Here is an 11749-nt window from a genome sequence, read left to right on the forward strand (position 1 = left end):
ACTGTCAATTATGCTGTGGATAATCTACCGCTTTCTTGGCGAAAGCCACAAAAGGAGCGGCGATGCCACGAATACGGATGAATACGCCCCAAGCCCTATGCCAAGGATGAGCGCAAGGGCGAAATACTTCACGCTCTCCCCTCCAAAGAAATACACCGCAAACAACGAGAGTAGCGTAGTAAGCGTCGTGTTCAACGAGCGGACCAGCGTCTGCCGAATACTAAGTGGAATGATTTCTTCTAACGAACTACGGCCATTACTGCGGATAATATTCTCGCGCACACGGTCAAACACAACCACGGTGTCGGAAATCGAGTAGCCTAATACCGTCAGGAGCGCGGCAACAAACACCGCACCGATTTCGACATGTGCTGCGTGCCCCAGATACGCAAAGACTCCAACGGGAATGATGAGATCGTGCAGGAGACCAACCAACGTAGCGAAAGCCATTGTCCACGAAGAAAGCACGGGGCCTACGCGGCGGAACACCCAGGCGATGTAGAGGCCAACGAGCACCAGCACGATGACAATCGCTTGGATGCTTTTCGTCTTGAGCTCTCCCCCAATTGTGGGGCCAATGGAATCAAATTTATCCTCTACAAATGGGTGTTGGGGAAGTCCTTTTTGTAATGCCTGTAGCAACAATTGGTGCTCTGCTTCCGTGAGCGGGCCAGTGCGAATAATCATTCCCGCATCATTTGCGGGTGTCACCGTTGCAGACGCCCATGGAGCGTCGGCTCGCCCCGTTAGCACTGCCTGCATGGTTGCGACATCGGGACGCTCATTCTCAAACGATATCTCCATGACTGTCCCTCCGGTAAAATCAACGCCGAAGAGAAGTCCGTAGCGCACAAACGACCCAGTAGCCACGATCATCGCAATGACCGAGATTATGAAACCAATAGTGAGGATGCGTCGAATATTCATACGTTATGAAAAAAGCCAACGGATTTTACCTAATCGCGTATTCGCAACGCCGCGCAAGAACGCCTGCGTAACAATAGTCGCGGTAAATAGACTCGTGAGCACACCAAGGCCTAGTGTGAGCGCGAACCCCTTCACCACAGAAGATGTAAATCCATAGAGTACCCCAGCACCAATGAGCGTTGTCATGTGTCCATCACGGATAGAGAGCCAGGCACGAGAGAACCCTTCGGTAAGCGCTAATGAAAGCGCCTTGCCCTGAGCAAGTTCCTCGCGCATACGCGCAAAAATAAGCACGTTCGCATCTACGGCAATACCAACGGAGAGGACAAACCCAGCGATACCTGCAAGTGTGAGCGTAACAGGAATCGCCTTATAGAGCGCGAGCACAATGAGCGTGTACACGCCAAGCGCGAGCACAGCCATAACGCCAGGCACGCGATAGAACAGGATCATGAAGAGCGCCACAAAAAGAAATCCGAAAAGACCTGCGCGCAAGCTCTGCGCAAGAGACACGGCGCCCAGTGAAGCACCAACGGTCTGTTGCGAAATGAGGGAGATCGGCACCGGAAGCGCGCCAGAGTTGAGACGCGTCGCAAGTGTCTTTGCTTCCGCGGGCGTAAAGACTCCGGAAATAACCGCTTCACCATTTGGAATTTCAGATTCAACGATGGGAGCGGAGATAATTTGCCCGTCAAGATAAATGGCGACGATCTTCCCAAGGTTGCGTTTGGTAATTTCGGCAAAAAGTTTTGTACCCTCTGCGTTCAGGTTCAGACTCACTAAAGGGCGGCCCGTATTGGGATCAAAAATGACTTGAGCACGAGCGAGGTGGCGGCCATTGAGACCCGTTGTTACAAAGCCATCGTCCAGCGGATTTGGCGTTGGCGTCGGCCTTCCCGGAGCTACTGATGGAGTAGGGACCATTTCCTTAAATTCCAAAAAGGGCGTCTCACCAATGAGGCGGATCGCCTGGTTGATATCAGTAATACCTGCGAGCTCAACGATCAAACGATCGCTGCCGCTCACCTGCACCAGAGGCTCAGCAACGCCGAACGCGTTCACACGACGTTCGATGACATCACGAATACCTTCCATGGCGTCGTCGGGATCAATGCCCGAGATTTGCGAGAGGTCAGCCTGATAAAGCAAGTGCGCACCGCCGACAAGATCAAGACCGAGGTGGAAATCAGATGCGGGAACGCGTGGTAGAGAAATCCCTATCTTCCCGTCAATCCATGCAATCCCCCGGTTCACAACACCTGGCGCAACATAGACAAAAAGCGCTAGCGAAAGGACAAGTAACACAATGATTCGAGTCCGCTGTGAGTTCATAGAAAATGCGCTCGCGCGCAACGCTCGTCATTCAACCACACTGGCTTTGAAAGTCAATAACCTACGATGCATCAAGCATTTCATGCTCACCTTTTTGGGGCTTCTGCGCCGCCAGCCACTCCTTCACGAGCCGTGTTGCGCGCACGTCATCTTCGTTATACGCGAGGAGCTGCTCTAAAATCGCCGCATCACCTGTGCTGATATACTGATCAAACCAAAGCACCGATTCAGCACCACCCGCACGCGGATCACGCCACGTAAATCCAAGGAACTTTGCTACATCTTTGAGTGTGTAGAAGTAGAGCGGCAACACCACCGCATCTAATACGCGCTGGTGTACGTCAATGGATCGCTCGCGAAATGCGTCAACGATCACGCTCGGCGCATTGTATTTAAGCGCAAGACGATCGAACACCTGCCGCTCATATCCTGCATAGTGATATACCGCATAATTTTCAAGCGGCGCAAGAAAATCAAGAAACGACCGCCACATCGCCTCCTCACCCGACGCATCTTTTGCCACAAAAGAATGGTAGGTGCCCTTACCCGTTGCACTCTCAACCTGCAAAACACCTAATAGATAGTCAACATCCCGAATAGGGTCGCTCTCGATGTCAAAATAGAGCTCCGTAGCAACTTCAGGAAATGATGTCGTGCGCAATACCAGGGGTTGGCCGGAGTGCAATGCGCGCGCTTGGTTAGAAAAGCGGATGATTTTATCGTATGGCCAATCCTCCAGCTGTGTGCGGAGCATTTCTGGGTTTGCTTCGGCCAAGTCACGCACTGTGTGAATACCGATGTCATAGAGTCGCCGCTGGTCTGATTGCGAAAGTCGATACACCAACGAAACATCATTGCATCCCTCTGTCTCTTCTAAGCATAGAGAGTACCAGGGTGTACGCTTGCAGGTGGACTTCAAAAACGGCGCGGGCTTTTCACCATCAAGCACGCGTTCTATTTCTTCACGCGTCAGGTGGAACTGATCAACAAAATCCGCGATCGCGAATGAACGTTCATTGCCGGCGGGATCAATCATGTACGCTTCGGTGGGTCGCACACCCTGAATGGTTTCGAGAATGAGACTATAGAACACAAGCGGAAACTTGTGCTCATCGCGCAATTCGAGCGAACGCTGGGCATCGTATACCACATACTGCCACGGACCGAAGCGAGAGGAGCCAGGGCGCGCTTCAAGCAAGTCTGGCATACCTACCCATTCATTGTGCATTAAAACGCCATGGTAAATATTCTTCCCCTGCTTCATAAGCTCCAGCGTGGCGCGGTGTGCTTCTTCTAAATCTTTATAGGCTTCTGGCTTGAGTTCTTCAAATTTTTTGTGCGTCCTTAGAGCGCTACTAGCTGCCGATGTCTTCCCACGGTTAATCAGCTCTAAGAGTGCAGGTACCGCACCCTTGCGCGACTGATCGCCATAGATGTCATACCAAATCCAGTGCGGACACTGAAAGAATTTATAAAAATGTTCTGCGGTAAGTGGTTTGTTCATAATTATTCAGGGACAATCACGTAATCAGCGTCACGGTCTGTCGCGGCGAGCTCGGGCAAGCCATGTGCCGCGGCGCTCGCAACATAGTAACAGTGTACGCACTGTGGCGCAGGCGCTGGTGCTTCTTTCTGGCGCGACGTAGTAACCGCACGAGCAAATGCGTCTGGCACCCACGAAGGATCCACAGACACCTGTCGCACCGCACTTGTAAACGGTAGCGCATCTTTAAAGCCCCCGCCCGTTTTATCCGCCATGTAGAATACAAAATATGCATGCGGCTGCGTAGTATATCCCATGTGCTGGAGAATGTACGTGTAGGTGTCCATCTGCTTTTGGTAATCCGCGTACACCGTTATCTCGCGTGCGCCCGTTGATTTATAATCCACTACCGCAAGCGAACCGTCAGCGAATGTGAGAATGTCATCTATAGCACCATAGAGCGTTGCTTGCAGGTCTTCATCAGTGTAGGCGATGCCTTTGAAGTTATTGCGCCATGTTTCCAAGTCCGGTCCGTCGTAGAGCTTCGCATCAATGCCAGCACGCACAAGCACCTCAGGGAGCACGCCGCGAACACGATACGTGTCGAATTCTTGCTTCACGAGATAGTCTACTGCGGCGGCGAGGGTGTAGGGGTAGCTCGGCGGCCGTTTGATTTTATGGTGCGTGTCGAGCCAAAAACAACGCGGGCACTCTAGAAAGAGCTTTAAGCCACTCCGCGAGATGCGCATGGGGCGTGCGAATGCCATGCCCAATCGTACCAGCATCACCATCCACAGTCCACGCAAAACAAAAAGAAAGCGCTCGTTCGTGTTATGCGAACAAGCGCTGAAAGGTCAGGATGCCTACTTACTTGCCATGTCGGCAGGCAGTTGAACCGCGGCTATCCAAGTATTGTAGCCCCACCTGCGGTTGCGGTCTTCAAGAATTAACACGCGTCTCGCATCACGCTCCGCGAGATACGGAACGTACGCGTAATCCTGACCACGCAAAGGCGTCCACGCAGACCCCAAGGCAACAATCGGGAACCTGCGCTGGTAGGATGGATACGTCGCGCCGAAGGCGAGCAACTCGGGAAGAGTCGCCGAGCGCATGCCTCTGGACTCAAGCTCCCATCGCACCTCTTCAGCCGACATGCTGGAACTGAAGTACACAAGCTCGATCACAACCCTCTGCTTGCCGCTGCCCCGTATCGGGAAGTGGTTCGCGGTGATATGACCGTCAACGTATACGTACTTGCCCTGCGCAACCATCTGCGCCAGGCTCTGCCCGTAGTCCACGATGACGCCGTGTCGATAGATCGTAGCGCTCGCCCCGTCATCTCCGTCAGCTGCGAAAAGAAGCATCAAGAACCACAGGGAGAGAAACGCTGGCAACGGCGAACCAGATCTACCTCTTTCCATCGTCATGACTCATTCTCCTTATTGTGGGATGATCACACGCGGCCCACAAAAACTGCGCGTGAAGAAATAATCATATAATAAATATAGAAAATGTCCAGCCGCCCCACAGTCCACGCAAAACAAAAACGCCCCACGTATGAGAGGCGTTTTTGTTGGTGTCGCCTTATGAACGACGGAGCAACTGGTATATTGCCGAGAGACCGACGGCAACATAGATGACTCTTGGAAGCCACGAAGCGATATCTACTAGGAAGTATCCGATTTCCCAGTTGAACAAGCCCAGCAAGAGCCAGTTCAAGCCACCAATGATCAACAACCAGAAGGTGAGTTTATACATGCGACACCCCCTTTCTTTTTATCGCCGTCTGCGGCAAGCCGCCCGGCAACTACTTAATGCAAGTATACCATTCCTACCACTCGCGCGAGCGCACCCTGTGCAAAACAAAAAGAAAACCGCCCGCCTCTGCATGATGCAAAGACGGGCGCTTGGTTTTGGGACTACTTGCGAACGGCGGCGACCCGACAGTCGTCATCCCACCTCCCGTCGTACCAGCTCAGGCTCAGCCCGCGCTCCGAGCCGATCCTGTCGAGGCAAGGCGCGAAGCGGCCGCCGTCGCGATGCTGCCACACGGAGCCGAGGGCGACGATCGGGAACTCGTACTGGAGGTCGGGATGGCTGGTTCCCAGAGCGAGAAGCTCCGGCAGTGTCGCCGGACGCATGCCCTTGGACTCCAGGTCCGCGAGCACTTCGCTGGTGGTCATCTCACGCCCATCGTAATAGACGGTCTCGACAACCACCTCCTGCCTACCATTGCCGGTGAGCGGGAAGTTGCTGGCGTTGATGTCGCTGATGGCGTAGTCGTACGCGCCGACCGCGATCATCTGCGCCAAGCTCTGCCCGTAGTCGACGACGACGCGGTAGCTCTCAGTCATACTGCACGTCCTTTCTTTAATCTTAAGGTTCTGGGTTAATTATAGCACTTTTTTACTGAAAAGTCAACCTACACTGTGCGTGCAAAAATGTCTAGAAATGGGCGAAATAAGGACGATTATCCCTTATGGTGTGGGGCGTTGATGAGAGTCCACACTTTTTATATTTGTCGCACCCTATCCCTATAGGGATGTGTCAGAAAAGATCACGGTGATTAAAAGGGGTCCACACTCACTTATTTACTATTTAAATCTTTTAATTTTTCTTCTATATCGGTTAAGCCTATTTCTTTTCTTTCTGCATCGGTTTTAGTACCACTCTCGAACGGTTCCGTTAGCCGCCATGGCCCGTCAGCAGTTTTTCTACTAAATTGAGTGCCCCAAATCTGAGCCTTACCGATAGACAATAGATAACGATCTTCAGCTAATGCAGAGAATCTTTTCCCATCAGGGTGACCACGTTCCCCGGCTTTTCTTGATAGCTCCATAGCCCTTAGGTAATGCTCGGGCTTATCCCCGTGCTGATATATCATTGCGGCATTATACATATCATCAGGAGTTTGTAATAATCCTCGGGCGTATAGCTCCTCTATTCTTTTCAGCCGAGCATTGTCTCGTGGTCTAACGGTTTCCCAATCAGTGCCAGTACGCCAATTCGCCCGATCCTCTTGATCTGCGTCGTACATCTCTTGTAATTCCTTACTTACGCTATTCGGCTCTTGTTCCATAACTATATCATGAACTATATCATGAACTATATCATGAACTATATCATGAAATTACTTCCCACAGCATCTCAATACAATCTATTTACTCCAGCACTCCTACGCCCCGTGACACTTTTTATACTTCTTTCCGCTGCCGCAAGGGCACGGGTCATTGCGGCCAACACTTCCCTGCGCTGATTGTGTCGATGGCGAAGCAACTGCTTCTTGTCCTTTTTGCAGGGTCATCGTTTCTTGCATCGGTGTTGGGCGCGGCTGTTGCGTTACCTCTACTTTGTAGATCACGTGCGCAAGCTGACCACGGACTCCCGCAAGGAGTTCGTTGAACATGCGCTGTGCTTCAAGTTTATATTCTACGAGTGGCTCGCGCTGACCATAGGCGCGCAGGCGTACAGAATCTCGCAAGTGCTCCATGAGCTCCAAGTGATCCATCCAGAGCGTATCAATGGTGCGCAGAAGCACCATGCGCTCCACTTGACGCATAGAATCAGCGCCAATCTTTTCTTCTTTCAGCGCATAGGCACGCGCCGCCTCTTCAGAGAGAAATGCAATCACGTCTTCCGGAGACCCTGATTCGCTCTTTTCTTCCAGAGCCTTCTGCACAGAAGCCCCGGGAACAAGCGCAGCGAATGATTCGGCGATCTGCTTTGTATCCCACGCACCGGTTTCAACGCTCATGTGCGTGCGAACCATGGCATCGATTGCTTCTTGAATCGCATCACGCACATAGGAAGCGAGATCTTCGCCCATGAGCGCTTTGCGGCGAAGGCCGTAGATCGCCTCGCGGTGCTTGTTCATGACGTCATCGTATTCAAGGACGTACTTGCGGCTATCAAAATGGTGCCCCTCTACGCGCGTTTGTGCCTGCGCAATTGCGGACGTCAGCATGGAATGCTCAATGACGTCGTCTTCACCCAGTCCCAACCGTTCCAAAAGGTTTTTGACGCGGTCGCCCGCAAAAATACGCACGAGCTCGTCATCCAGTGATACAAAAAATTGCGAAGAGCCAGGGTCACCCTGACGACCTGCGCGGCCGCGGAGCTGATCATCAACACGGCGAGAGTCATGACGCTCTGTGCCAATCACATGCAAGCCGCCCGCAGTGCGAACTTTTTCTGCATCCTCTGGCGTTGGTGGGTTGCCACCCAAAAGAATGTCCACGCCACGGCCAGCGAGGTTAGTTGCCACGGTTACCGCTCCGCTCTTGCCCGCTTGCGCGATAATTTCTGCTTCTTTTTCATGGTTCTTTGCATTCAACGTGTTGTGAGGAATGCCCTCCTGCGTGAGGAGTTGGTCCATGAGTTCATTTTTCTGGATAGACGACGTGCCGATAAGCACGGGCTGACCTTGTGCGATACGCTCGCGCACTTCGCGAACCACGGCACGGAATTTGCCTGCTTCTGTTTTGTACACGCGGTCTGGCTGGTCTGCACGAATCATGGGGCGGTGCGTCGGCACCGAAATAACATCGAGACTATATACCTTATGAAATTCTTCACCCGAGGTGCGTGCCGTACCCGTCATGCCTGAGAGTTTTGTATAGAGACGGAAGTAATTCTGGAATGTCACCGTTGCGAGCGTGCGCTGTTCCTTTTGAATGCGCACACCTTCTTTTGCTTCTACCGCTTGGTGGAGCCCACCGGACCAGCGACGTCCGGGCATGAGGCGGCCCGTGAATTCGTCAACGATCACTATTTCTCCTTCACGGATGACGTAGTCGCGATCGCGCTTAAAGAAGACATGGGCGCGAAGTGCTTCTTCGAGGTGGTGTACGTAGCGCACACCCCCTTCGTCGTAGATGTTGCCGATTCCTAAACGCTTCTCTACTTTTTCAATGCCTGCTTCAGTGATACTTACTGCTTTGAGTTTTTCATCAATCGTAAAATCAGATTCCTGTTGGAGCTCGGGCACAATGCGCGCAAATGTTTCGTAGAGCTGTGTGCTCTCCTGATCTGGAGCTGAAATAATGAGTGGCGTGCGCGCTTCATCAATGAGAATAGAGTCGACTTCGTCTACGAGCGCAAAGTGGTGCCCTCGCTGTACCATGTCTTCAGCACGGTATGCCATGTTGTCGCGGAGATAATCGAACCCGTATTCGTTGTTCGTGCCATAGGTAATGTCTGCCGCGTACGCTTCTTTACGCTCTACGGGACGCAAAAACTCATGCACAACACGAAAACCACCCGTGACATCACGCGCCTCGTCTGCTGCGTCTCCTGATTCCGCCTTCGTGCTCTGGTGCGTCGCATCATACTGATAGCTCGCATCGTGGTTGATGCAGCCAACGGTCATGCCGAGCGCATCGTAGATTTGCCCCATCCACACCGCATCACGGCGGGAGAGGTAGTCGTTCACCGTAACCACATGTGCACCCTTGCCCTCAAGGGCATTAAGATACGTGGGGAGCGTAGCAACGAGCGTTTTCCCCTCACCGGTGCGCATTTCTGCGATAGCGCCCTTGTGCAATACTGCGCCGCCCATTATTTGAACATCAAAATGTCGCTTGTTGAGTGTGCGTCGCGATGCTTCACGAACCGCAGCGAACGCTTCGGGCATGAGATCTTCGAGCGTTGCACCATTTGCAAGCCGCGCGCGAAATTCGCTCGTCTTTGCGCGAAGATCAGCATCAGAAAGTGCCTGCATCTCCTCTTCGAGTGCGTTGACTTGCGCAACAAGCGGAGAAAGCGCGCGAATCGCGCGCTCATTGGCATCGCCAAATATGCGTGAGAATAAAGACATGCAGATGGAATCCTATCTCTTCTTGGTCCTGCGAGCGAGGGCTTTTTCTTTACGCTTTGCAAGCTGTGCCTTGAGCGCCTCACGTACGTCAACAATGGCGGCGCGAAGATCATGGTGGGTGCTCTCTGCGCGGAGCGTAGCGCGACCCATTTTCAGCATCGCTTCAGCGTAGAACACTTCACCACTTTTGTGATGGCGCGATGGCTTGCCGATCTCCACCACTGCGTAGCCCTCTTTCAATTCAGGAACTCCACGATCCAAGCTGCCAATCTTCTCTTCCACAAACGCGCGAAGCGGGTTTGTGAGCTCGATCATTTTACAGGTAATATCGAGTTTCATAGGCATATGGTAGCACACCCGTAGACACGAGCAATGCTTCACAAAAGGGTTCGTTATTGCGTAATATCCACCCCTGTTTTATAGGCAGCAGCTTCGGCTGGAGAAACGGTAAAGATTGCGTTCCAATCGCGTCCAGAAGCCCCAAATTGCGCTCCGGACATGCGCAGCCAGTGCTTTGTGCCGTCGGGCCACACGGCATAGACTTTCTCATCCCCCTCAACGCGAATGTAGCTAGCGGTCGGGTAGCTATCAAAGACCGCGGGTTCTAGCGGGATTACTCGCGCAGGATCTAAGTGGCCATAGAGCGCGATAATCTCTGGGCGCAAATAGCGCTTGTATCCGCGCGTAATAACATACATCTCCGTTTCCGCGTTATTCCGCTTTATGAGAGCGCCCTCGAGATCCGTCGGTGTGCCAGGAATCATAAAAGCGTCGGATGGAATCTCAGTAAGAGGAATCACACGCATGCGAGCCTCCCAAGGTAGCGCGGGCGACTGCTCCCAGTTGCTCTGCTGACCAATGTGGGCGCCGGCTATTACTATACGTTCAATAGTATGTCCTGGCTCTATGATGAGCGTCGCTGCCCCTCCGTTGACCGGCACGTCATATGCGCGAAGCGCGCCGTCTCTGTTGATGGTCACCGCGCGAATTTTCCAAACACCACGCGAATCGCCATTGACCGCGATGCGCACCGCAGAATCTCCAGATGCTAAGACGTCTGCGACTCGAAAATCATGAGTTATCGGCTCCCAGCCTGCTGCTTCCGCAACCGCAACATGTTCTGTGTCCTGGCGCGCTAAGGCAACAAAAGAAGGTTGTGCGTGCATTGCTGTAAGCTCCGGGCGTGCATAGCCGAATCGCGGATCCGCAATTGGATCATTCACAATGTTGGCGACCCACCAGTCCGCGATAACATCAGCAAAGCGTTCACGGTGTCCGCGACCTGCAAGCCATGCATCGATCGACGCAATACCTGCAGCGTTTGCGCGTAGCGTATCACGCAAGATGCCCTCACCAAATCGCCCCACAAGATATTCTGCAAGGAGCGCCACTTGACCATAGTCCGCGCGCGTCCCGCCCCACGCAAGAGCGCTATCAGTAGGGAACCTCTTGAGCGTATCCACTCGGCTCTCAAGACTTGATCCTGCGAACGGCGTGTTGTACCCCATCAGCGATACCGTATATTCTGCGCGCAGCTCGTTAAGCCATACATCTTCAGAAATGCCCCAGGTAAATTCCTTCTGATTCAATGAAATCAGGTGCTGGAATTCGTGCGCCAAAAAAATATGCGCCTGTCGCGAAAGCAAAGAGTCGAGATTCACTACAACCATTTCACGCGCGTTGGTCCCCTGCGCCTGCTGCGGACTATAGCTATGAATGGTATCAAAGTAGCCACCCGCACCTTGATTGAGTCTATGTAAAAGGATGGTGATGCGCGCATCGCCATCAATGCCAGGTCGAGCTTCAGCGCCCCACATGGCGGTGGTAGTAGGGTATATGCGCGTATCGAATTCGGTTGCGAGCGCCACCAGCGCCTCAGAAATGCGCACGCGATCTGTGGATGCAAGTTCGGCCCATGCCGCATCTTCGATATACCAATATGCACGCTCACTGATACGGTGTAATGTAGCATCGAGGCCCTGACGGTTTGCAATATCAAAGCCAGCATTCACAAAAAATGCCTCACGTTGGCCGAGAATATCTGCAGAGGCATGCGGTACCCAAAGCGCCATGCCCACCAAAAAAGATACGAAAAAACGCGCAACTATGCGTGGTGACATATACATGAGAGTATACCATGGATATGCGCACACGATTCATTGACAAAATGAGTTAAAAACTGTATTATTTAT

The 11749-nt window shown here is 52.7% G+C and carries 11 protein-coding genes; all 11 read right to left on the minus strand.

All coding sequences use genetic code 11. The annotated features are described in order from the left end of the window. Positions 1-24: 24 nt before the first annotated feature. Complete coding sequence (gene secF / locus QY311_00985; GenBank protein ID WKZ27317.1) at positions 25-927, minus strand: protein translocase subunit SecF; 903 nt, start codon at positions 925-927, stop codon at positions 25-27. Positions 928-930: 3 nt separating this feature from the next. Continuing rightward, positions 931-2259, minus strand: coding sequence for a protein translocase subunit SecD (gene secD, locus QY311_00990; protein ID WKZ27318.1), 1329 nt, complete (start codon positions 2257-2259; stop codon positions 931-933). A 61-nt stretch (positions 2260-2320) separates the two neighbouring features. After that, positions 2321-3763, minus strand: a complete 1443-nt coding sequence (locus QY311_00995) for a TM0106 family RecB-like putative nuclease (GenBank protein WKZ27319.1) — start codon at positions 3761-3763, stop codon at positions 2321-2323. Between the two features lie 2 nt (positions 3764-3765). Further along, on the minus strand, positions 3766-4509 hold the full coding sequence (locus QY311_01000) for a PD-(D/E)XK nuclease family protein (GenBank protein WKZ27320.1): 744 nt from the start codon (positions 4507-4509) through the stop codon (positions 3766-3768). A gap of 96 nt (positions 4510-4605) precedes the next feature. Then, complete coding sequence (locus tag QY311_01005; protein ID WKZ27321.1) at positions 4606-5169, minus strand: hypothetical protein; 564 nt, start codon at positions 5167-5169, stop codon at positions 4606-4608. Positions 5170-5326: 157 nt separating this feature from the next. Continuing rightward, complete coding sequence (locus QY311_01010; protein ID WKZ27322.1) at positions 5327-5500, minus strand: DUF378 domain-containing protein; 174 nt, start codon at positions 5498-5500, stop codon at positions 5327-5329. A gap of 161 nt (positions 5501-5661) precedes the next feature. After that, positions 5662-6096 (minus strand): hypothetical protein, encoded by a 435-nt coding sequence (locus QY311_01015; protein ID WKZ27323.1) that lies wholly within the window; start codon positions 6094-6096, stop codon positions 5662-5664. Positions 6097-6329: 233 nt separating this feature from the next. Further along, the gene (locus QY311_01020) at positions 6330-6821 is read right to left on the minus strand and encodes a hypothetical protein (protein WKZ27324.1); all 492 of its coding nucleotides are present in this window, start codon (positions 6819-6821) and stop codon (positions 6330-6332) included. Between the two features lie 96 nt (positions 6822-6917). Then, positions 6918-9557, minus strand: coding sequence for a preprotein translocase subunit SecA (gene secA / locus QY311_01025; protein WKZ27325.1), 2640 nt, complete (start codon positions 9555-9557; stop codon positions 6918-6920). Between the two features lie 12 nt (positions 9558-9569). Beyond that, positions 9570-9902, minus strand: a complete 333-nt coding sequence (gene raiA, locus QY311_01030; protein ID WKZ27326.1) for a ribosome-associated translation inhibitor RaiA — start codon at positions 9900-9902, stop codon at positions 9570-9572. A gap of 47 nt (positions 9903-9949) precedes the next feature. Next, the gene (locus QY311_01035) at positions 9950-11677 is read right to left on the minus strand and encodes a hypothetical protein (protein WKZ27327.1); all 1728 of its coding nucleotides are present in this window, start codon (positions 11675-11677) and stop codon (positions 9950-9952) included. Between the last annotated feature and the right edge of the window lie 72 nt (positions 11678-11749).

It is taken from the genome of Candidatus Paceibacterota bacterium (assembly GCA_030583765.1).
GTDB lineage: Bacteria > Patescibacteriota > Minisyncoccia > 2-02-FULL-40-12 > GWA2-44-9.

Coding starts and splice junctions, on each gene's coding strand:
- QY311_01005 (WKZ27321.1), bottom strand. CDS start 5,169: ATGACGATGGAAAGAGGTAGATCTGGTTCGCCGTTGCCAGCGTTTCTC.
- raiA (WKZ27326.1), bottom strand. CDS start 9,902: ATGCCTATGAAACTCGATATTACCTGTAAAATGATCGAGCTCACAAAC.
- secD (WKZ27318.1), bottom strand. CDS start 2,259: ATGAACTCACAGCGGACTCGAATCATTGTGTTACTTGTCCTTTCGCTA.
- QY311_01010 (WKZ27322.1), bottom strand. CDS start 5,500: ATGTATAAACTCACCTTCTGGTTGTTGATCATTGGTGGCTTGAACTGG.
- secF (WKZ27317.1), bottom strand. CDS start 927: ATGAATATTCGACGCATCCTCACTATTGGTTTCATAATCTCGGTCATT.
- QY311_01020 (WKZ27324.1), bottom strand. CDS start 6,821: ATGGAACAAGAGCCGAATAGCGTAAGTAAGGAATTACAAGAGATGTAC.
- QY311_01035 (WKZ27327.1), bottom strand. CDS start 11,677: ATGTCACCACGCATAGTTGCGCGTTTTTTCGTATCTTTTTTGGTGGGC.
- QY311_01015 (WKZ27323.1), bottom strand. CDS start 6,096: ATGACTGAGAGCTACCGCGTCGTCGTCGACTACGGGCAGAGCTTGGCG.
- secA (WKZ27325.1), bottom strand. CDS start 9,557: ATGTCTTTATTCTCACGCATATTTGGCGATGCCAATGAGCGCGCGATT.
- QY311_01000 (WKZ27320.1), bottom strand. CDS start 4,509: ATGGCATTCGCACGCCCCATGCGCATCTCGCGGAGTGGCTTAAAGCTC.
- QY311_00995 (WKZ27319.1), bottom strand. CDS start 3,763: ATGAACAAACCACTTACCGCAGAACATTTTTATAAATTCTTTCAGTGT.